This window comes from Desulfococcus sp., assembly GCF_041737845.1.
Classification (GTDB): Bacteria; Desulfobacterota; Desulfobacteria; order Desulfobacterales; family Desulfococcaceae; genus Desulfococcus.
In genome coordinates this window covers 30,722-50,297 of sequence record NZ_JBGSQX010000159.1, presented here as the reverse complement: position 1 = coordinate 50,297, position 19,576 = coordinate 30,722, and the positions used below count along the sequence as shown (strand labels likewise).

Genomic DNA, 19,576 nt, shown 5'->3' with positions numbered 1-19,576 from the left:
GGGGCACGCGGCGGAATCCCTGGTTCAGGGCATCCCCGGCGCCGCCGTCAGCGCGGTGCCGCCGCGGTTCGAGGACAGCTATATCGCCCTGCTGAAGGAAACGGAAAGCCAAGGGGAAGCCCCCCGGACGGAGATCATGGGAGGACACGGCGACAGCGCGGCGGGGGAGGCGGTCATCCGGGCGGAGGGCCTGGAACGCCGGTTCGGGGCGTTTTATGCCGTCCGGGACGTGAGCTTCGAGGTCTATCCCGGGGAGGTGTTCGGCCTCCTGGGCGCCAACGGCGCGGGCAAGACCACCACCTTCCGCATGCTGTGCGGGCTCTTGCCCGCCAGCGGCGGCGAGATGCGGGTGGCCGGGGTCGATCTTCGACGGGCCGCGCCCAAGGCCCGGGCCAGGATCGGCTACATGGCCCAGAAATTCTCCCTCTACCGCAACCTGAGCGTCCTCCAGAACCTGCGGTTTTTCAGCAGCGCCTACAATCTCCGGAACCGGGAGCGGCAGCTTCGCATCCAGTGGGCCCTGGACCGCTTCGATCTTTCGGCCATGGCCGACGCCACCAGCGGGGAGATGCCCCTGGGCTACAAGCAGCGGCTCGCCCTGGCCTGCGCCCTCATGCACGATCCGGACATCCTCTTCCTGGACGAGCCGACCTCGGGCGTCGACCCCATGGCCCGCCGGGAGTTCTGGTCCCACATCAACGCCCTCGCCCGGGCCGGGGTCACCCTGCTGGTGACGACCCATTTCATGGAGGAGGCCGAATACTGCGACCGGCTGGCCGTCATGACGGCCGGCCGGATCCTGGCCATCGGGACCCCGGCCCAGGTCAAGGCCCGGGCCGCGGAACGCACCGGCGCCCCTGTCGGGACCCTGGAGGAGGCCTTCATCGCCCTCATCGAGACCGGAGAGAAGGAGGCCGCATGACGCCGCTTCACGACGCGGGGTCAGATGCCGGCGCGCGACGCCCCGGGATCAACGGGATGCGCCTGCGGGGCCTCATCCGGAAGGAGTTCCTCCAGATCGTCCGGGACCCCAGCAGCATCGCCATCGCCTTCCTGCTGCCGGCCTTTCTCCTCCTCCTCCACGGGTACGGGGTCTCCCTCGACGCGACCAACGTGCCCCTGGCCTTTGTGGCGGAAGCGCCGGGCGCCGAAGCAGCCTCCCTCGCGGAGGCCTTTGCCGGATCGCCCTATTTCGATGTCCGAAGGTTTGCGATCATGAAGGACGCGGTGGCGGCCCTCTCCACCCATGAGGTCAACGGCATCGTGCGGGTACGGGAGAATTTCTCGAACATCACCGCCGGAACCATGGCCCCCACGGGCCCCATGCCCATCCAGGTCATCCTGAACGGCGTGGACGCCAACACGGCCCGCCTGGTTTCCGGCTACGCGGAGGGGGTGTGGGCACTCTGGCTCGAGGACCGGGAGCGGCAGGCGGGTCGGGAGATCCGCCCCCCGGTGGAACTCGTTTCCCGGATCTGGTACAACAGCGAGATGCGGAGCCGGAATTTCCTCGTGCCGGGCTTGATCGCCGTGAACATGACCCTCATCGGCGCGCTCCTGACGGCCATGGTCATGGCCCGGGAATGGGAGCGGGGCACCATGGAGGCCCTCATGGTGACGCCCGTCTCCATCCTCGAAATCCTCCTGGGGAAGATCATCCCCTATTTCATCATGGGCATGGGCGGCATGGCCCTCTCGGTCTCCATGGCGGTGTGGGTGTTCGCGGTGCCCCTCCGGGGCTCCCTGTGGCTTCTGGTGCTCGTCTCCTCGGTCTTTCTCCTGGTCTCCCTGGGCATCGGGCTTTTCATCTCCATCGTGGCGAAGAACCAGTTCGTCGCCGGGCAGGTCGCCATCATCGTGACCTTCCTGCCGGCGTTCCTCCTCTCCGGCTATATCTTCGACATCGCCAGCATGCCCCGGCCGGTGCAGATCGTCACCCACATCGTCGCGGCCCGGTATTTCATCGCCATCCTCCAGTCGAGCTTCCTGGCCGGGGACGTCTGGGCCGTGGTCCGGCCGAACCTCGCGGCCCTCGTCCTCATGGCGGTCTTTTTCCTGACCCTCTGCGGCCTCAAATCCAAGAAGCGGCTGGATTAGGGGGGAGGGCGCATGATTCACCGCATTCTGGCCCTGGTCGTCAAGGAGTTCCTGGCCATCTTCCGGGACAAGCGGAGCCGGCTCACCGTCATCGTTCCGCCCATCGTCCAGCTCTTCGTGTTCAGCTATGCCGCCACCTACGATCTCGAGAAGGTTCCCTACGCGGTCTTCAACGAAGACCCGGGGGCCTTTTCCCGGGCGTTTACGGCGCGCCTTGCGGGGTCCCCCAATTTCAAAAAGGTGGCGGAGATCGCACGCGAAGCGGAGATCGCGCCCCTGGTGGACGGCCGGAAGGCCCTTCTCGTGATCCACGTGGACCGCCGGTTCAGCGGGGAGATCCTCTCCGGCCGGCCGGGGAAGGTCCAGGTCATCCTGGACGGCCGCAACTCCAACACGGCCATGGTGGCCTTAAACTACGTCCGGGCCGTGGTCATGGCCTACAGCAGGGAGCTTACCGCATCCGGCGGCGGCACGGGATTTCCCGCCGTGCTCGAAACCCGGGCATGGTACAACCCCAACCTGGAAAGCCGCTGGTTCATCGTCCCCGGCATCCTGGGGGTCATCACCCTGCTCGTCACCCTCATCACGACGGCCCTGTCGGTGGCACGGGAGCGGGAGCAGGGCACCTTCGACCAGCTCCTGGTGACCCCACTCCGGCCGGTGGAGATCCTCATCGGGAAATCCATCCCCGGGTGCCTCATCGGGCTCGCGGAGGGAACCGCCTGCCTGCTGGTGGCGGCCCTCTGGTTCAAGGTGCCGCTCCGGGGGAACCTCCTGATGCTCTACGGCGGGCTCGTCCTCTTTCTCCTGTCGGCCGTGGGCGTGGGGCTCCTGATTTCGTCGCTTTCCGTCACCCAGCAGCAGGGGCTCCTGGGCGTCTTCCTCTTCATGGTGCCGGCCGTGATCCTCTCGGGCTTCACCACCCCCATCGGGAACATGCCGGCGCCGGTCCAGCACCTCACCCTGCTCAACCCGGTACGCTATTTCATGGTGGTGCTCCGGGGCGTCTTTCTCGAAGACGCGCCGCCTGCCGTCTTCTTCGCCCAGTTCTGGCCCATGGCCGTCATCGCCGCAATCACCCTGACCCTCGCCGGATGGCTCTTCCGGCACAGGATCAACTGATCGAAAGGAGGGACCGGTTTGGGGACCCCTTCAGGAAAACAAGACCGCAACGACATGCTCACCCCGGCGGCGCGAACCGCGCGCCGACTCCTGACCGTGGCGGCCCTGCTGGCCGTATTTGCCGTCTGCGCCCCGCCCTCGAAAGCCGGGGACAACACCACGGTGATCGGGCTCCGGGAGGCCGTCGCCAGGGGAATCCGCCGGAACCTGGACCTTTCCATGACGCGCCTGGAGATACCGATCCGGGAGCAGGATGTGACGTCGGGCGAGGCCGCCTTCGACCCGGCCCTTGAGGCCTCCCTCTCTGCCGGGGACCGAAAGCTGCTCACGGGCGTCATCCTCTACGACAACGAGGTTCAGCACAACCGGGAGATCGGCGCAGGCGTGGGCGTCCTGAAGCGGTTCACGACCGGCCTCCGGTCCCGGCTGGCTTTTGAGACCCAGGGGGCGGAAGATAATTTTCTCGCCGACACCCTCGATCCCAAGTACCGGAACATCATCGTCTTCGAGCTGACCCAGCCCCTGCTCCGGGATTTCGGCGCGGACGTCAACACAGCGAGCATCCGGGCGGCAAAAAACCGGGTGGACCAGGCGGTGGCGGGGTATATGGGCCGGGCACAGGCACTCGGGGGAGAGATTGAAGAGACCTGCCTCGATCTGGCCGGCGCATCGGCCGTCCTGGCGCTCCGCATCCAGGCCCGGGAGCTGGCGGCGACACTGCTTGCCGGGAACCAGCGGCGGCTTGCGCAGGGGATGATCTCCGTCACCGAGGTGGACGAGGCCCGGGCCGCCGAGGTCGACCGGGACGAGGCGGTGATCCAGGCCCGGCAGCGGGTGGAGACCCTGTCCAACGGGCTCAAGGACCTCATGGCGGTCGATCCGGCCGATCCCCTGTATGGCAACGAGATCCGCACCCCGGCCCTCCCGACAGGCCGGGAGGTCCGGCCGGAGCATCCGGCGGCCCTCCGGGTCGCCCTGGCGCGGCGCCCCGACCTGAAAGAGGCGATGCTGGCCCGGGACGGCCAGGAGATCCTGGCCGAATATTACCGCAACCAGAAAAAACCCCGGGTGGACCTGGTCGCCTCGGCGGGCGCCAACGGCCTCTCGGGCGGTGACCGCCCGGTTGCGATCTTCGGGGATCCCCGCACCTCCACGCTTACGGGCGACTACGGGGACGCCTACGGCAGCATGCTCGAGGACGGGGGCTACCAGCTCTCGGCGGCGCTCCGGTTCCACTACCCCGTCGGCAACCGGGACGCCAGTGCCCAGTACCGGAAAAGCCGACTGGAGCAGCGCAAGATCGAGCTTTTGATCGACCGGACGAAACACCGCATCGACACCGAGATCCAAAACGCCCTGGTGGCCGTGGACCGGGGCCTGGAACGGGTCCGGGCCGGGGAACGGTTTGCGCGGCTTTCCGAAAAGACCCTGGAACAGGAGACGGCCCGGCTTGGCAGCGGCCTCTCGGACACCTTCCGCGTCCTCGACTACCAGGAGAAGGCTGTCGCAGCCCGCATCCGCCACACCACTGCCCTGGCCGACTACCAAAAAGGCCTGGCCCGGCTCTACCTGGCCATGGGCATCAACCTGGAGCGCCTGGGCATCCTGGCGTCGGTGGATGAGGGGGCGTTGGGGGTGTCTGGAACTCAATAATGATAGCGGGCCTGGACGAAATCGATTCTGCTGCGTCCCACGACATACACCAGGCGATGCTCCTGGGTGATGCGCCGGGACCAGACCCCCGATCCGAGGAATTTCAGCGGCTCGGGTTTGCCGATGCCCTGAAACGGATCCCGCATCACAGCCTCGATCAATTTGAAAATTCGCAGCGCTGTTCGGCGATCCGTCTCGACCCAGTAGCGTAAATCCTCTCTGAAGTCCGGCTGGAATACCGCTTCCCGTTGTTCGGAATCCGGCGGAGCCTTGGCAGGGGGCCTACCCAAGGCCGACCTCACCCCGAAGCGCATCGATCGTCTGGGGTGTCCCCTCGCCTTTCCGGACCCTTTCAAGCGCCGAGAGAAGCCGTTCCGCATTGGCCGGCGACCGCATCAAATGGGCTGTTTCCAGGATGCCGGCCAATTCATCGGCGGCAATCAAGGCGACATCCTCGCACCCCCGCCGCTGGATGATGACCACTTCGCGGTTCTGGGTGACCTCATCCAGCAGGGATGCGAGGTGGGCGCGGGCATCGGTATAGGTGGTTTGAATGGCCATGTTGACCTCCCTGATTTATGTACATGCATACAGTACATATTTAGGCCCCGCATGTCAACCCATGCCAGGGGGTGATCTGTTCTGGCCATTCGGCCGTGGCTTTCGTCTACTGTTTGAAACATTCGGCGACAAAGGCGCAAACCTCCCGGTTGAACCGTTCGGGATCGCTCAGATAGGAGGCGTGGGTGCCTTCGGGAATGACGACCTTTCGGCCGTCGGGGACCGAGGCCACAAGGATGTCCGCCCTCTCGACGGGGACGAGGTCGTCTTTCTCGCCCCACAGGGCCAGGACCGGAAACCGCAGCCGCCCCAGGTATTCCCGGTACTTGCGGATGCCCCGGGAGGCCGCCGACACGAAGCCGCGGACCCTCTCCGGATGCTCCAGGATGTAGGGGAAGGCATACCAGCCGCTGAAGGAGGCCGCAACGACCACTGACGACGCCACCCCCACGGCATCCAGGATGGGGCCCAAGACCTGGTCCTCCGGTTTCCCGCTCGGCGCCGAAAGCCCGTACCCCGGCAGGTCGACGGCCAACGCCCGGAAGCCGGCCTCCGCCAGCGACGACAGCGTGCCGGTTTTTCGCCATGTTTCGGCGCTGAAGCTCTTGCCGTGCAGGAGCACAACGGTGTTGACGGACGCTCCCGCGGATAAAAAATGAACGGTCTCTCCATCGACCGGTATCGTATGGGTTTCGATTTTCATGGTATCGCCTCCTCATTTTTTGGCCATGGTGGTTGGTTATGGTTTTCCGGATCCGCAATCCTGACGCCGGCCGGTCCAGCACGGGTCACGTCTGTTCCGCCTGCGCTCGGATCGACGATAGATACCGAATTTCCCTTATTTCCCCGAAGCGGACAATGATTATTTTCTGGTTTCATCATAAACCTTCGCGGACTGCGCCGGACCGGGGAATGTTCCCGAGGGCCTTCGCCGCGATCGGACCCAACAGACAGGGAGGTCTTCCATGAGTCGTATTGCTGTCATCATTGATGAGTGGTTTGAGGATTCCGAATACACCGAACCGGCCAAGGCCTTCAAGGCCGCGGGGCATGACGTCGTCACCGTCGGCCTTGAAAAGGGAAAAACGGTCCGGGGGAAAAAGGAGAACACGCCGGTCGTGATCGATCTTGCGGTGGAGGAGGCCGGCATCGAGGATTTCGACGCGCTTCTCATCCCGGGCGGCTACTCTCCCGACAAGCTGCGGGCCCATGACGCCCCGGTCAGATTCGTGAGGGATTTCACAAAGAGTGGCAAGCCCGTCTTCTCCATCTGCCACGGCCCCCAGATCCTCATCACGGCGGATGTTCTGAAAGGCCGGAAAATCACGGGCTGGAAATCGATCATCCAGGACATCAAAAATGCCGGCGGCGAATTTCTGGACCAGGAGGTGGTCGTGGACGGCAACCTCGTCAGCAGCCGGTTTCCGGGAGACCTTCCGGCCTTCATCCGGGCCTCGCTCGGAATGCTCGACTGAGATGATCCATCCCAGCCCGGGGCCTTCCCGCTAAATCCTGGATTTCAGCACCTTCAGGCCGGCCTCCCGGGCCTGGAGAACCTGCTTCAGGGTGACGCCCGCAAGCTCCTGCCGCCTGAGGATCACCTCCGATAACGCCCTCCGGTAGAGCAGGTACTCGGCCTTCGCCGAAATGGCGGGCCGGACGTCTTCGGTGTAGAGAAAATCATCGATGGGCCGCTTTTTGCCGTTCCGGTTGCCCTCGGTCAGGTCGACCCTCACCGACCCGGAAGTCAGGAAGCAGTGGATCATGGGCAAATAGGGCAGGCGATACGCCTCCAGGACGGCCTGTGTGCCGGTCACGATGGCCTCGGTCATGGCGTAGATGCCGATGGTCTTGGTCATCGGCAGCCCGAGTTCGACGGCAAGGGTGCCGATCACCGCGTGCTTCGTCGTGCAGGTCCCTTTTTTCTCCTTGAAGAGAATCATCAGGTCGTCCTTGTCGGAATTGTAGCCGTAAGGCAGCTCATGCACGTAGCGGCAGGCCGCGATAAAGCGGTCGATGCCCATGTCGAGAAAGGTTCTGGAGATGATCCCGGCATGCGAAATAGGCGCATCCGGAAACCGGGTGAATCTGTCCATGGCGGAGGTATCCTCCTTTTTGCGGATCGGTTATAGGGTCTCTCCCTGTCATCCAGGTATCCCAGCGGTGTATCGTGCGCCCCCCACGGTCAGACGACGATCCGCCAGCACCGGTGGATGGCCTTCCGTTTACTGGCGTAATCCTCCGGGATGGTCCGGGCGGTGATCTCCTCCACGCCTGAGGCGGCGAGTTCGTTCATGCGGGGTTCAAACTGCTGGTGATTGGTGGAAAAAAGGACTACGCCGCCCTTTCGCATCAAGCGGATGACGCGGTTGAGGAGCCCGGGGTGGTCGGCCGAGACGTCGAAGGAGGCCTCGATGCCCCGCCGGACGTCCCTGCGGGTTGAAAAAGAGGGCGGATCGACCACCGCGAGGTCGAAGGATGCTTGCTCCCGGGCGGCCCGTTCCAGGAAATCAAAGGTGTCGGACTGGATCAGGGTGTTCCCGGCCTCGGGAATCCCGTTGAGGGCCATGTTCTCCCTCGCCCAGAGGATCGCGGTCTCCGAACGGTCGACGGAAACGGTCCGTCTTGCGCCGCCCCTGGCCGCATGGCAGGAGAAGGTGCCGGTGTAACAGAAAAGGTTCAGGAAATCCCGGCCCGCCGCCGTCTCCTTCACCATCCGTCGGGTATTCCGGTGGTCCGAGAAGAGCCCGGTGTCCACATAATCGTTGAGGTTCACCCGGAAGGAGAGATCTCCCTCGCGCACGACGATTTTTTCGTCGGTGGTGTCGAGGCGCTCGTAGCGGATGCCGTCCCCCCCGCCCGTGAACCGGCGCTTGAGGTGCACCTTTTCCAGCGGGACATCCAGGGCTGCGGCCGCGGCGGCCCCCATCATGGGGAGCCACTCGGGCGTGGACTGACGCCGGATGTATTCCGCCACGACCAGGTGGCCGGCATACCAGTCGACGGCGGCGCGGATCTCCGGGATTTCCCAGTCATAGAGCCGGAAGGCCTCGATATTCCGGCGGGCGTACCGCCGATGCAGGTGCTTGAACCGGTTACTGACCCTGTTGGCGAGCATCTCGGCCTGATTTTGGTATTTCTGCGCCAGTTTTTCTTCCGTCATGGTGATATTCTCGTGTCCCCCCTGTTGAATCCGCCCGTTTTCGCGTGTCATGGGCAGGCACAGGGGCCTGCCCCTACGGGCAATTTCCGTGTAGGGGCAACTCCCCGTGGTTGCCCTCCGTGTCGTTGCAATCCCGCTGCGGCAAACGTTTCAGGGCAGGCACGGGGGCCGTTTTCAATTGGATAGACCCCTCCCGTCCGTGTGCGTCAGGGGGGACTCATATTCTTCAGAACATCCCTGAACCAGCGCGGATTGAACAGAATGATGTAGATCATGAACAGTTCAGACACGGGCACGATAAATGCCGCAAAGTGGAGGCCCACGATTCCCAGGCAGATAAGGAGACGATAACCGATATTCATTTTCCACCCTCCCTTTCAGATCTTCAGCACGTTTTTAACCCGCAGCGGATCGCGTTTTCTTTCAACAACAGCAATATGAGGACAAAATGGCCGAATGTCAAAAGGCTTCCCGGGGCCGGCCCGCCTCGGAATCCGGCCCGAAAACCGCCGTGGTCCGCCCTCGACGATCCCGCCAGGCCCGGGGAGTTGCTGAACCGGCCCTCCGGGCAGGAAGGCATCCCAAAAAATCGGACCCTCCCCTGAAAACAGGCTTGACAAATAGGATTAATTCCTATTTAGTAGTGCCATGGATGATCAAGACATCACCGTAAGAATCGCCCAATTCCTCGAGACATGCCGCCGGCATCAGCTCAAGATCACGCCGCAGCGCGTCGCCATTTATCGCGAGCTGGTGCAGTCAGACATGCACCCGTCGGCCGACGCCCTCTATCAGACCGTCAGAAAGGAGTTCCCCAACATCTCCTTTGACACGGTCAACCGGACGCTGCTGACCTTTGCAAACATCGGGGTCGCCAACGTCGTCGAGATATTCGGGGGCGCCAAGCGATTCGACCCCAACACCACGGACCACCATCACGTACACTGCATCCAATGCGGCAAAATCATGGATTTCCATCACAGGCATTTCGACGATCTGGATGATCCGGAGGACGTCCCCGGAAATTTCCGGATCCTCGACAAGCGAATCGTCCTGAAAGGAATCTGTAACGAGTGCAGCAACAACAGCCGCTGACCCATAAACCCACCCACACAACAGAAAGGAAACCAGGAATGAGCAAGACCCAGGAAAATCTGAAAGCCGCTTTTGCAGGGGAATCCCAAGCCCGGAACAAATACACCTTTTTTGCCGAAGTTGCCCGGGAGGAAGGCTATCACTACATCGCGAAGCTTTTTGAAGAGACCGCCGACAATGAAAAACAGCACGCGATGGACCATTTCAAGATGCTCAACGCCCTCGGCACCACCCTTGAAAACCTGAAGGCCGCCATGGGCGGCGAAGACTACGAGGTCGAGAGCATGTATCCCACCTTTGCAAAGGAAGCCGAGGCGGAAGGCGAGAAGCTCGCGGCCATCGCCTTCCAGCAGGTCGCAAAGATCGAAGCCCATCACCGGGAACGCTACAAGAAACTTCTGGCCATGGTCGAGGCCGGCACCGTTTTCAAGCGGGAGCAGCCCATCAAATGGAAATGCAGCGTCTGCGGCTATATTGTCGAAGGAACCGAGCCGCCGCCCAAATGCCCCTCGTGCAAAAAACCCAGGGAATACTACGAACCGACGTGCATGGATTTCTAAAGAGCCTCCCGAACAGGCATCACACCGCCTCAGGAGCTGCCGGCGCGCCCGCGGCGGCAGCTCCGCGCCCATCCCCTCCCGAACCGCCGATGCATCGGTGGATTATGTCTTGACAACCGCCGATAAATCTTCTATCAAGCGGCATTTGAACACCGTTCAAGGTGCCGCAGAGCTCAAAATGGGAATCCCGTGGAAATCGGGAGTGGTCCCGCCGCTGTAATCGGGGACGAAATCCGCTGATACCACTGTTTGTTTCAAGCAAATGGGAAGGTGCGGAAAGTAGAACGATCCGTAAACCAGAAGACCTGCCTTGGATGCCAGCCTGTTTTTCTCTACGACGGATAGATGCACGGGCATGGTGAAAGGGTCAAGAAAGCCGGGTGCAGCCCTTCAACCCTATGGGTTTGAAGGGCTTTTTTTATTTCCGGGCAAGCGGAAGGTCCTTCAGATACGCGCGGACAACTACAACGGCATGACGACCCATGCCATGGGAAGGGTTCACTGAAACATCATGACGACAATCAGAGGGAAATTATACGGCATCGGCGTCGGCCCCGGGGATCCTGAACTCATCCCCCTCAAGGCCGTCCGGATCCTCGGCCGGGTGGATATGGTTTTTGCCGCCGCTTCATCCAAGAACACCTACAGCATGGCCGTCGACATCGCCAAGCACCACATCCCCGAAAATACGCCGATCATCAAGCTCCCCTTTCCCATGACCCAGGACAAGGTGGAAACGGAGCGGGCCTGGCGGGAGAACGCCCAGACCATCATCTCCCACGTGGACGCCGGAAAACAGGCCGCCTTCATCACCCTGGGGGACCCCATGACCTATTCCACCTACGGATACGTCCTCAAAAGCATTCTGGCGATCCGTCCGGATCTTCCCATCGAAACCGTACCGGGAATCACCTCCTATCAAGCCTGCGCCTCCCGCCTCAACACCCCCCTGGTGGAGGGTGAGGAGTCCCTCCTCATCACCTCGGGCGTCAAGGGCGGCGATCGGCTCCGCAACACCTCGCCAAAGCCGGAAAACATCGTTTTTCTGAAGGCGTATCGCAATGCCGCCGATATCTCCCTGGCCCTCGAGGAGAACGACATGATCGGCAACAGCGTCGGCATCAGTTGCTGCAGCCTGCCCCAGGAGGAGATCATCCGGGACGTCCGGGCGTTCAAGGACAGGAAACCCGGCTACTGGACCATCATCATCGCCAAGCAGACCCCCTGATCCGAAACGCCTTTTTCGGACCGGACGCCTTCCGGCGGCAACGGCACATGCCCCGGCCTACCACAACTCGGGATACCCGATGTCGACAAAGGCACGCTCCATCTTCCGCTTGTGATCCCGCTCCATGGCGGCAAGCTCCAGAAAAATCTCCTTCTGTTTGGCGTCGGTGCAGCCGCCGGCCAGGTGGGTGTAGTGGTTCATGGCCTCTTCCTCCTTTTTCATGGCCAGGGCAAATGCATCGGTAGGCGTCATCTCGGGCGAGACAATCGGGTCCGGCGTGGCCTCCGCCACGTGATAGTCCCGGCTTTCCTCAAAGGGCAGCTTTTCAGGGATGGCGGCGCGAAACCCCTCCAGAATCTCCTGGTGCTTTTTCTCTTCGCTAACAAAGCCTGTAAAAAGATTTTTCAGAAAGGCATCCTTCATTTTGCCGGCAACGTCCCCATAAAATTTCTGGGCCGCGATCTCGCTTTGAATGGCGTTCTTCAAGATGATGTCATACTGCGCACGATTCATGGTTTCCCTCCTTCAGTGTGGATGGTTTCGAAAAAAGCCCGATATCTCCAACTCCCGGACGGGGTCGGGATAGCGGACGGCCGACAGGAGCAGCGTGCCGTAGGCTTCCCAGAGCACCCGGGACGGCACCTCCGATGCGCCCGGGGGCAGCTCCAGGGTAATGGTGGGGATACCTTTGTCGACGCCGGCATAGCTGCCCAGGGATCCGGGCCTCCCCCCCAGCTTACGAACCGGCAGATCACTGTATTCGGCAATCCCCATGGCCATCGCCTCCCCATGGCCGTCGTAATCGATGCACCCGAGCGGTTCGTGGATGCTGACGATCCGGTCGGGCCGGAAGGTTCGGATCACCATCGCGATGGCGCGGGACTCCGGTTCCGAAAACGGGATCTCCCCGGCCCTTCGGCCGGGGGACCAGTTTGGGGTATCAAAATTGCGGTTCAGATCGATCCCCCTGGCATTGTGCCTGCTGCGGCGCGCCACGCCGTCGGGATTCGCCTCGGGGATGACGACGACCCGCCTCGACCGCACAAGATCCCGCCGGGCTTCCAGCACCTTGATCAGATGGCGGACCAGCGGGGTCCCGCCGGTCTCGTCGCCGTGGATCGAGGCGATGATAAGCAAAACATCGCCGGCCTCACCGGCCGCCACGCATTCGATGGGGCGCCCCTCCACCGATCGCCCGACGATGAAGCTCTCGATCCCTGGCGGCGGCACGGAAGCGGGCAGCAGCGGAAGCGGCAGCAACCGAGGACGACAGCCCAGGATCAGCAGGGCTGCCGACAGCAGGAACAGCAGCCCTTTTCCCCGATAAGAACGTGATATGTCGATGGCTGCGATGCTTTCCCTCGTCTCCCGTGAGCGTTCGGTCATGCGCCGAGAATCCGTCGGTTCGGCGCATGAAGTCCTGATCTCAAAGGCGCCGTTACGGTATCCCGGATATTCCGGCAGATTCCATTTCCCATAACCTTCAGCCCCAACATAAGCGCGAATCGTGACGCGGTCAAACGGCCTGATCCGGTCCCGGCGTCCGGGGTGGGTCCGTTTCATCCGGCGGCGGGCTCGGGGGGCTCCCGTCGTTTCTTTCCGCCTCATCCTTGATGCAGCAGATGGCATGGTTCCATACGACATCATGAGCGTAGGCGGGAAACAGTCCCCTGAAAACCCGCCACAATATCCCGGAGGCACCGCCCCGCCCCTTCTTGAAGTCAAACGCGGTGTAGATGACCAGGCGGTTGTTCCCGTCCTTCGTGGGTGCGATATCGAAGAGGAGCCGGCCCCGGTCCGAGAAGACCTCCTGAACCTCGTAGAGCAGGGCCTTGTCGGGGATGGCCCGGACCAGGCGGACATCCATGGCCAAAGGAAGCCGGCCCAGGCTGTACCGGATCACCGTCCCGGCCTGCCCGGGGGACCCCGATATGCGGCGGACCTGCACGAACCTGAGGTTGAGGAAGCGCCGGTTCGGGTCGCCGAATTTTTTCAGCTCTGCAAATACAGCCCGGGCGGATGCCCGGATCTTGATGGCGTACATCCGCTCCATCTCCGGGGCGGCGTCGAGGGTCACCCCCAGCGGGGCTGCGATCGATTTCTTGAAGTATCCCCGTTTTTCCTTGATGATCACCGTGGGATACCTGCCGATATCCGCCCACCGGATGCCGAAGGCCAGCTCCGTCAGCAGATTTCTCACCGTCTTGAGGGCGCCGACGGCAACGGACCGGATCACGGGGAAGCTCAGCAGCTCGACAAACACATCCCGGTAGTCGGCGGTGCCGCTGCCGATCTTCCAGAGGACGTCCCCCAGGCGCCAGCGTTCCTTTTCCCTGAACTTCATTTCCGTGGCAAAGGCCTGGTACAGGACCCGGCTCAGGAGGGGGGAGGCGAAGGCCGTCCGGATCAGCCCGAACACCAGCCTGCCGTAGCGGGTGTCCGTTTCCAGCCAGGTCATGACCGGCCCGTATCCCCGCTGGAGGCTCCCTTCGTCCACGCCCTCGCGGACCACGGCCCGGGCCAGGGCCCGGGCGGTGACATACGCGGCGTAAAGCCCGTCCTTGTAAAGCCTCGCGCCCAAGGCGTCCCCCACCATGGCGATCCGGTCGGCCACCGGCGATTTCGCGGGCCGCACCGCCATGAAAGGGCTGCACGCGCAGGCGACGGGCGGGGCATCGGAAGACAGATGGGGGAGGATGGTCCGGATATGGGGAAGGGAAAGGAATGCCGCGACGAGCTTCCGGGTATCCCGGGGCAGGTCGGCCCGGTCGATGCTCCTGCCGACAAGGGCCACGGTGAGGTATTCCCCCTTGGGGACCAGGGCGATGTGCTCGAGGGGCAGATTTTTCCCGCCGGATTCGATGAAGTAGATCTCCCGGTCCATGTACTTTCTCAGGTATTCGCGCCCGGGCTTCAGCTCGAATACGAGGGTGCGCCGCGCACCCGGCGGACTGAAACGGGGCATGACCTCCCGGATCGACCGGAAAAGCCTGTCCGCCGCGAGGGGCCGCCCGGGCCGGGAATTGATGCCCACGGCCACGGCGACGAAATCCGCGGCGATCTCTTCCGATTCCGTCCGGGGGGTCTTCACCGTCAGCACCGGTTTGCCGGAAGGCAGATACCGGACCCCCAGGACCTCGCCGGTCAGGAGGGTCGCCCCCTCCGCCAAGGCCGACTTCAGGAGGAAGTGGTCGAACCCGACCCGGCCGTCCGGCCGGTCGCCGGGCAGGCTCCCCCGGAACACCGCCGTCATCCGCTGGCCCGGGGGGACCCTCAGGGGGAAATTTTTCCAGAGCCCGTGGATCCAGATGTGGGTGAAATCCTCCTGAATCAGCTCGCGGGGAAGATCCAGGCCGCTCTCGCGCAGGAGATCGTACAGCCGCGGAGAAATTCCGCCGGCGCAGTGGTTGCACCCCTTTCGCAGCCACGGCCGCCCGGCGGGATGGCGCTGGGCCTTCTTCTCGATGATCGTGACGGCGATGTCGCGGCCTGCCCGCCTGGCTTCCCGGAGCAGATGAACGGCAAAAAAGGCGCCGGCCGGCCCGCCGCCGACGACGCAGACCCGGCTTCCGTCTTCCAGCACCTGCTTTTCCCGGAATCGCTCTCTCAACACGGGATCTCCTTCATTCAAGAGGGGCGGACTGTTCGGATAGGATGAACATCATACCGGATTCCGGGCTGCGTTCATAACTATTTTTGCGATTCGGGGCATCCCATCGGCCGGAAAATCCACCCTCACCAGGGGCTGATTCCCCGAGCCTGCCCTGCGGTTTCTGAGCATGAATCGCCCCATCCTTTCTCGCCACAGGCGGCCACATGTCAGGATATTCACTTTGATCATCGCAGGTTAGGGGTGAAAACCCCTTGCCGGATGGGGTCTATTGCCCCAATACCGGACATGACCCTCCCCGAGAAATCCCCCCGAAATTCAGAATGTATCCAGAATTTCTTCATGCATCGATCGGGGTTTTCGCACGTCACGGACCGATAACTTTATATCGATACAGGCTTTTCAACATACCGTAGCGGCCCAGCCTCCCCCTTGCGGCTCCGGTCGATATCATGGCGATATCTTTTCGTGGCACATAAGTTGCTTTGTTGCCGACATAGGTATCATACGTCCTGCGTCAGAAACTTATGACAAAAAAACAGACCGTTAAAGTGAAGCCGACCATGCATGAAAATCTATTTTCCCCTCTGAAACTGAGGGGAACCAGACTGCCGAACCGCATCAGCCTGCTGGCGCATCGCACCAATTTCGGTAAATCCGGGCGGATTACGGACCGACATATCGCCTATTACCGACGCCGGGCACAGGGAGGATGCGGCTTGATCATCGTAGGGGAAATGGCGGTGCACCCGGATGACCGCCCGTGGGAGACCCTGATCGAGGCCTATCGCCCGGAGGCCGTGGCGGACTTTCAGCGGCTCACCGACGTCGTCCACCAATTCGATACCCGGATCATCGCGCAGCTCAACCACCACGGGTTCCAGAGCAGCGGCCATGTAACCCGGAAGGCGATCATAGGTCCTTCCGCCGTCGCCGACATCGTATTCGGCGAAACCTGCAAACCCATGGAGCCCGAAGACATGGCCGACATCGCGGAAGCCTTCGGCCGGGCCGCAGCCCGGGTCAGGGAGGGCGGGTTCGACGGGATCGAAATCGACATGGGGCCGGAATCTCTGTTGCGCCAGTTTCTGTCGCCCATCAGCAACCATCGCGGGGATGACTACGGCGGCAGCCTGGAAAACCGGATGCGCTTTCCCCTGAAAATTCTGGAAACCGTTCGAGGGGCCGTGGGCGGCGATCTTACCATCGGGGTCTGTCTGTGCGCGGATGAAAAATTCTGGGGCGGCATCGCGCCAGAGGAATCGGTCCGTATGGCCCGGACATTGGAGGCCACCGGCTCCGTGGATTTCATCAATGTGGCCGTGGGCACCTACTACAATCTTCACCTGATCATGCCGTCCATGCACATCCCCTTTGGTTTTACCATGGACGCGGCCGAACAGATCAAGAAGGGGGTCGGCATTCCCGTGATGACCAGCTACCAGATCGGTTTTCCGGGCAAGGCCGAACGGCTCATCGCGGAGGGCAAGACGGACATGGTGGGATATGTGCGGGCCATGATCAGCGACCCCGACATGGTCAACAAGGCCCGGGAAGGCCGAATGGCCGATATCCGCTACTGCGTCAAGGACAACAAGGGCTGCGTCGGCCGCATCAATCAATCCAAGGCATTGGGGTGCATCCAGAATCCCCGGGTCGGCTGCGAGTCCCTGACCGGGGACGAGTCCTGGCCCCCCGTCCGACAGCGGAAAAAGGTCATCGTCGTGGGGGCGGGGCCGTCCGGCATGGAAGCCGCCCGGGTGGCCCACGAACGCGGACACGACGTGACGATCTATGAGAAGCAGGACGCCGTGGGCGGCCAGGTCCGGCTCATCGGCAGGCGGCCCGGCCGCGGCGCCATGCAGGGGGTGATCCGGTATCTCCGGCATCGGCTCATCCAACACGGCGTGCCGATTCAGCGGGGCGTGGCGGCCACTCCCGAGATGATCCTGGAACAGAATCCGGATGCGGTGGTGGTGGCCACGGGCTCCGTGCCCGTCTCAAAGCCCTTCCCCGGGGAATACGGGCCGCCGGCCGTCCTGACCGGCTGGGACGTCATTTTGGGCACCCATCCGGTGGGTGAAAAGGTGCTGTTCATCGACGAGGACGGGGGGCACCATGCCATGGCCACGGCGGAGCTGCTGGCCGAACAGGGCAAGAAAGTGGACATGGTGACCAGTGATCTTTTCATCGGCATCGAACTGGCCCCCCGCGGGGAGCTTTACCTGGGGCGTCAGCGTCTGCTTCAGCAGGGCGCCACCTTCAGAACCGATCTGGACATCCTGGAAATCGATACGAGCGGCGGCGGACTGCGCGTCAAGGCCCGGGATATTTACACCAACGCGCCCATCCTGTTTGACGGCTACGACACGGTGGTCCTGGATGTGGGGAGTGCGGCCGACGACGATTTGTACCACCGGCTGAAGGGCCGGGTCAAGGAGCTCTACAGAACCGGAGATTGCGTCGCGCCGAGGGGAATCGACATGGCGATTATCGAAGGCAGACAGGTGGGAGAACTGTTGTGAGCGAATTCAAATATCTTTTTTCACCACTCAAAATCGGCGCCACGGTGGTACCCAACCGGATCCATTTCGCCGCCCATATGACCAACTATGCGGTGGACAACCTGATCAGCGACCGGCATATCCATTATTACCGGGAGCGGGCCAAAGGCGGCGTCGGCTTGATCACCACCGAGGAGATGGGGATCCATCCCACGGACCACCCCTATGACAAGCTGGTGGATGTCTATGAACCGGAGGTGATTCCCGGGTTCAAGCGGCTGTCGCGCGCCATCCACGACTACGACACCAAAATCTTCGCCCAGCTCAACCACAACGGCATGCAGGGGGACGGCAAGATTTCCCGACTGCCGGTATGGGGGCCGTCGACCGGCAAGGATCCCATCTTTCGGGAAACCTGCAAGGCCATGGAACTCGAAGATATCCAGGAATGCATCGAATATTTCGCCATATGCGCGAAAAATTCCGTAGAAGGCGAGTTCGACGGTATCGAACTCCAGTTGGGACACAGTTCCCTGATCCGCCAGTTTTTATCGCCCCTCACCAACCACCGGCAGGACGCTTACGGCGGGAGTATGGAGAACCGCTGCCGTTTCGCCCTCGAGGTGATCGATGCGGTCCGCAAGGCCGTGGGTCCTGATTTTACCCTGGGGATCCGGCTCAATGCCGACGAAATGCATCCCCGGGGAGGGCTCACCCACGAGGATGCCAAACAGGTGGCCGTCCGTCTGGAGGCATCCGGTCAGCTCGACTTCCTGGACCTCAGCCTGGGCACCTTTTACAATCTCTTCCTGGTGGAAGGCTCCATGCACACCCCCCTGGCCTACACCGTACCCCTGTCCGCCGGCATGCGGTCGGTGGTCAACCTGCCGGTATTCTGCACCAACCGGATCAACGACCCCCATCTGGCGGAGAAGATCCTGGAAAACGGCCAGGCCGACATCATCGGCATGGTGCGGGCCCTGATCTGTGATCCGGAGCTGCCCAACAAAGCCATGGAAGGACGGACGGACGATATCCGGAACTGCATCGCCTGCAACCAGGGCTGCATCGCCCGCATGGGCCTGGGCTACCGTCTGGGATGTCTTCACAATCCGGCCGCCGGCGAAGAGGAGGCCCTGGGCATCGGCACACTCACGCCCGCCGAGACCCCCAAAAAGGTCGTTGTGGTCGGCGCGGGTCCCGCCGGCCTCGAAGTGGCCCGGGTGGCCACCCTGCGGAAACATCGCGTTATTTTATTCGAAAAGGAGGATGAGGTCGGGGGCCAGAACATCCTTGCCGGAAAAGCGGCCGGCCGCCAGGAGATTACCGGGGTTACCCGATGGCTGGTGAGCCAGTTGAACAAGCTCGACCTGGATATCCGGCTGGGTGTCGAGGCCACTGCGGCCCAGGTGCTCGCGGAAAAGCCCGACGTGGTGGTGATCGCCGCCGGCTCTTTCCCCAAAACCGCACCGTTTCCCGGTGAATACGGACCGCCGCAGGTGGTGACCACCGTGCAGATTCTCACCCATGCGGTGGAGGCCGGGGAAAGGGTGCTCCTCATCGACCTGGACGGCCACCATCAGGCCACCGGCACGGCGGAGTTTCTGGCGGACCGCGGCAGACGGGTCCACATGATCACCGCGGCGCTCTTTATCGGCTCGGCCCTGGGCCCCCTCCAGGATCTCTATCTCACCCGCAACCGGCTTGCCCTGAAAGGGGTGACCTTCACCCCTGACATCGCGGTGCTCGAAATCCAGGGAACCCTGGTCAAGGGGCTCAACGTCTATTCCAACGAACTGATTGATTTCGACGGCTACGATACGGTGGTGCTGGCTGCGGGGAATATCGCAAACGACAGCCTCTATTTCGAGCTGAAAGGCCGCGTGGAAAAACTATACCGGGTCGGCGACTGCGTGGCGCCCCGGAAAACGGACATGGCCATCATCGAGGGCCACCGCATCGGCAGAGCCATATAGGAGGGGC

The 19,576-nt window shown here is 62.6% G+C and carries 19 protein-coding genes and 1 riboswitch; of the genes, 10 read left to right on the top strand and 9 right to left on the bottom strand.

Going from position 1 to position 19,576, the window contains the following annotated elements:
- The 4 genes from ACEW8N_RS19920 to ACEW8N_RS19905 form a co-directional block, all read left to right on the top strand.
- Positions 1–922: ABC transporter ATP-binding protein (locus ACEW8N_RS19920; RefSeq protein WP_373501619.1), on the top strand; the 922-nt coding region annotated here is incomplete at its 5' end.
- Entirely contained in the window at positions 919–2,097 is a 1,179-nt protein-coding gene (locus tag ACEW8N_RS19915; protein WP_373501618.1) for an ABC transporter permease, read from the top strand. The genes ACEW8N_RS19920 and ACEW8N_RS19915, both read left to right, overlap by 4 nt.
- Before the next feature lie 12 nt (positions 2,098–2,109).
- On the top strand, positions 2,110–3,219 hold the full coding sequence (locus tag ACEW8N_RS19910; protein WP_373501617.1) for an ABC transporter permease: 1,110 nt from the start codon (positions 2,110–2,112) through the stop codon (positions 3,217–3,219).
- Between the two features lie 18 nt (positions 3,220–3,237).
- Positions 3,238–4,872 (top strand): TolC family protein, encoded by a 1,635-nt coding sequence (locus ACEW8N_RS19905; protein ID WP_373501616.1) that lies wholly within the window; start codon positions 3,238–3,240, stop codon positions 4,870–4,872.
- On the opposite strand, the gene ACEW8N_RS19900 is transcribed toward ACEW8N_RS19905, so the two are convergent.
- From ACEW8N_RS19900 to ACEW8N_RS19890, 3 genes are all read right to left on the bottom strand, one after another.
- Positions 4,866–5,162, bottom strand: coding sequence for a Txe/YoeB family addiction module toxin (locus tag ACEW8N_RS19900; RefSeq protein WP_373501615.1), 297 nt, complete (start codon positions 5,160–5,162; stop codon positions 4,866–4,868). The two genes, ACEW8N_RS19905 and ACEW8N_RS19900, sit on opposite strands and share 7 nt — an antisense overlap.
- Positions 5,155–5,433, bottom strand: coding sequence for a type II toxin-antitoxin system Phd/YefM family antitoxin (locus tag ACEW8N_RS19895; protein WP_373501614.1), 279 nt, complete (start codon positions 5,431–5,433; stop codon positions 5,155–5,157). Before ACEW8N_RS19895 ends, ACEW8N_RS19900 begins: the two co-directional genes overlap by 8 nt.
- Positions 5,434–5,539: 106 nt before the next feature.
- On the bottom strand, positions 5,540–6,136 hold the full coding sequence (locus ACEW8N_RS19890) for an alpha/beta fold hydrolase (RefSeq protein WP_373501613.1): 597 nt from the start codon (positions 6,134–6,136) through the stop codon (positions 5,540–5,542).
- A gap of 262 nt (positions 6,137–6,398) precedes the next feature.
- On the opposite strand from ACEW8N_RS19890, the gene ACEW8N_RS19885 reads away from it, so the two are divergent.
- Positions 6,399–6,908, top strand: coding sequence for a type 1 glutamine amidotransferase domain-containing protein (locus ACEW8N_RS19885; RefSeq protein ID WP_373501612.1), 510 nt, complete (start codon positions 6,399–6,401; stop codon positions 6,906–6,908).
- A gap of 30 nt (positions 6,909–6,938) precedes the next feature.
- Here the strand turns inward: ACEW8N_RS19885 and ACEW8N_RS19880 are convergent, their stop codons facing one another.
- The 3 genes from ACEW8N_RS19880 to ACEW8N_RS19870 all read right to left on the bottom strand — a co-directional run bounded on the left by ACEW8N_RS19880 (position 6,939) and on the right by ACEW8N_RS19870 (position 8,958).
- The gene (locus ACEW8N_RS19880; protein WP_373501611.1) at positions 6,939–7,529 is read right to left on the bottom strand and encodes a hypothetical protein; all 591 of its coding nucleotides are present in this window, start codon (positions 7,527–7,529) and stop codon (positions 6,939–6,941) included.
- Between the two features lie 89 nt (positions 7,530–7,618).
- Complete coding sequence (locus ACEW8N_RS19875; RefSeq protein WP_373501610.1) at positions 7,619–8,596, bottom strand: class I SAM-dependent methyltransferase; 978 nt, start codon at positions 8,594–8,596, stop codon at positions 7,619–7,621.
- A 206-nt stretch (positions 8,597–8,802) separates the two neighbouring features.
- Positions 8,803–8,958, bottom strand: a complete 156-nt coding sequence (locus tag ACEW8N_RS19870) for a hypothetical protein (protein ID WP_373501609.1) — start codon at positions 8,956–8,958, stop codon at positions 8,803–8,805.
- 286 nt (positions 8,959–9,244) lie between these two features.
- Between ACEW8N_RS19870 and ACEW8N_RS19865 the strand changes: the two genes are divergently transcribed.
- The 3 genes from ACEW8N_RS19865 to cobI all read left to right on the top strand — a co-directional run bounded on the left by ACEW8N_RS19865 (position 9,245) and on the right by cobI (position 11,479).
- Positions 9,245–9,691, top strand: a complete 447-nt coding sequence (locus ACEW8N_RS19865) for a Fur family transcriptional regulator (protein ID WP_373501608.1) — start codon at positions 9,245–9,247, stop codon at positions 9,689–9,691.
- A 38-nt stretch (positions 9,692–9,729) separates the two neighbouring features.
- Positions 9,730–10,251, top strand: coding sequence for a rubrerythrin (gene rbr, locus ACEW8N_RS19860; RefSeq protein ID WP_373501607.1), 522 nt, complete (start codon positions 9,730–9,732; stop codon positions 10,249–10,251).
- A 142-nt stretch (positions 10,252–10,393) separates the two neighbouring features.
- A riboswitch (cobalamin riboswitch) is annotated at positions 10,394–10,579 on the top strand.
- A gap of 183 nt (positions 10,580–10,762) precedes the next feature.
- A complete protein-coding gene (gene cobI / locus ACEW8N_RS19855; RefSeq protein ID WP_373501606.1) occupies positions 10,763–11,479 on the top strand; it encodes a precorrin-2 C(20)-methyltransferase in 717 nt (238 codons plus the stop codon).
- Positions 11,480–11,536: 57 nt separating this feature from the next.
- Here the strand turns inward: cobI and ACEW8N_RS19850 are convergent, their stop codons facing one another.
- From ACEW8N_RS19850 to ACEW8N_RS19840, 3 genes are all read right to left on the bottom strand, one after another.
- On the bottom strand, positions 11,537–11,992 hold the full coding sequence (locus tag ACEW8N_RS19850) for a ferritin family protein (protein ID WP_373501605.1): 456 nt from the start codon (positions 11,990–11,992) through the stop codon (positions 11,537–11,539).
- Between the two features lie 12 nt (positions 11,993–12,004).
- Positions 12,005–12,865 carry a M14 family zinc carboxypeptidase gene (locus ACEW8N_RS19845; RefSeq protein ID WP_373501604.1) on the bottom strand — a complete coding sequence of 287 codons (861 nt, stop codon included), beginning with the start codon at positions 12,863–12,865 and terminating at the stop codon, positions 12,005–12,007.
- A gap of 130 nt (positions 12,866–12,995) precedes the next feature.
- Positions 12,996–15,089 (bottom strand): NAD(P)/FAD-dependent oxidoreductase, encoded by a 2,094-nt coding sequence (locus tag ACEW8N_RS19840; protein WP_373501603.1) that lies wholly within the window; start codon positions 15,087–15,089, stop codon positions 12,996–12,998.
- Positions 15,090–15,652: 563 nt separating this feature from the next.
- Between ACEW8N_RS19840 and ACEW8N_RS19835 the strand changes: the two genes are divergently transcribed.
- Positions 15,653–17,614 carry an FAD-dependent oxidoreductase gene (locus tag ACEW8N_RS19835; protein WP_373501602.1) on the top strand — a complete coding sequence of 654 codons (1,962 nt, stop codon included), beginning with the start codon at positions 15,653–15,655 and terminating at the stop codon, positions 17,612–17,614.
- Positions 17,611–19,569, top strand: a complete 1,959-nt coding sequence (locus tag ACEW8N_RS19830; RefSeq protein WP_373501601.1) for a mycofactocin system FadH/OYE family oxidoreductase 2 — start codon at positions 17,611–17,613, stop codon at positions 19,567–19,569. The genes ACEW8N_RS19835 and ACEW8N_RS19830 overlap by 4 nt, the downstream gene beginning before the upstream one ends.
- Positions 19,570–19,576: the final 7 nt, after the last annotated feature.

Coding starts and splice junctions, on each gene's coding strand:
- ACEW8N_RS19865 (WP_373501608.1), top strand. CDS start 9,245: ATGGATGATCAAGACATCACCGTAAGAATCGCCCAATTCCTCGAGACA.
- ACEW8N_RS19870 (WP_373501609.1), bottom strand. CDS start 8,958: ATGAATATCGGTTATCGTCTCCTTATCTGCCTGGGAATCGTGGGCCTC.
- ACEW8N_RS19845 (WP_373501604.1), bottom strand. CDS start 12,865: ATGACCGAACGCTCACGGGAGACGAGGGAAAGCATCGCAGCCATCGAC.
- ACEW8N_RS19850 (WP_373501605.1), bottom strand. CDS start 11,992: ATGAATCGTGCGCAGTATGACATCATCTTGAAGAACGCCATTCAAAGC.
- ACEW8N_RS19885 (WP_373501612.1), top strand. CDS start 6,399: ATGAGTCGTATTGCTGTCATCATTGATGAGTGGTTTGAGGATTCCGAA.
- ACEW8N_RS19915 (WP_373501618.1), top strand. CDS start 919: ATGACGCCGCTTCACGACGCGGGGTCAGATGCCGGCGCGCGACGCCCC.
- ACEW8N_RS19910 (WP_373501617.1), top strand. CDS start 2,110: ATGATTCACCGCATTCTGGCCCTGGTCGTCAAGGAGTTCCTGGCCATC.
- rbr (WP_373501607.1), top strand. CDS start 9,730: ATGAGCAAGACCCAGGAAAATCTGAAAGCCGCTTTTGCAGGGGAATCC.
- ACEW8N_RS19875 (WP_373501610.1), bottom strand. CDS start 8,596: ATGACGGAAGAAAAACTGGCGCAGAAATACCAAAATCAGGCCGAGATG.
- ACEW8N_RS19890 (WP_373501613.1), bottom strand. CDS start 6,136: ATGAAAATCGAAACCCATACGATACCGGTCGATGGAGAGACCGTTCAT.
- ACEW8N_RS19835 (WP_373501602.1), top strand. CDS start 15,653: ATGCATGAAAATCTATTTTCCCCTCTGAAACTGAGGGGAACCAGACTG.
- cobI (WP_373501606.1), top strand. CDS start 10,763: ATGACGACAATCAGAGGGAAATTATACGGCATCGGCGTCGGCCCCGGG.
- ACEW8N_RS19895 (WP_373501614.1), bottom strand. CDS start 5,433: ATGGCCATTCAAACCACCTATACCGATGCCCGCGCCCACCTCGCATCC.
- ACEW8N_RS19880 (WP_373501611.1), bottom strand. CDS start 7,529: ATGGACAGATTCACCCGGTTTCCGGATGCGCCTATTTCGCATGCCGGG.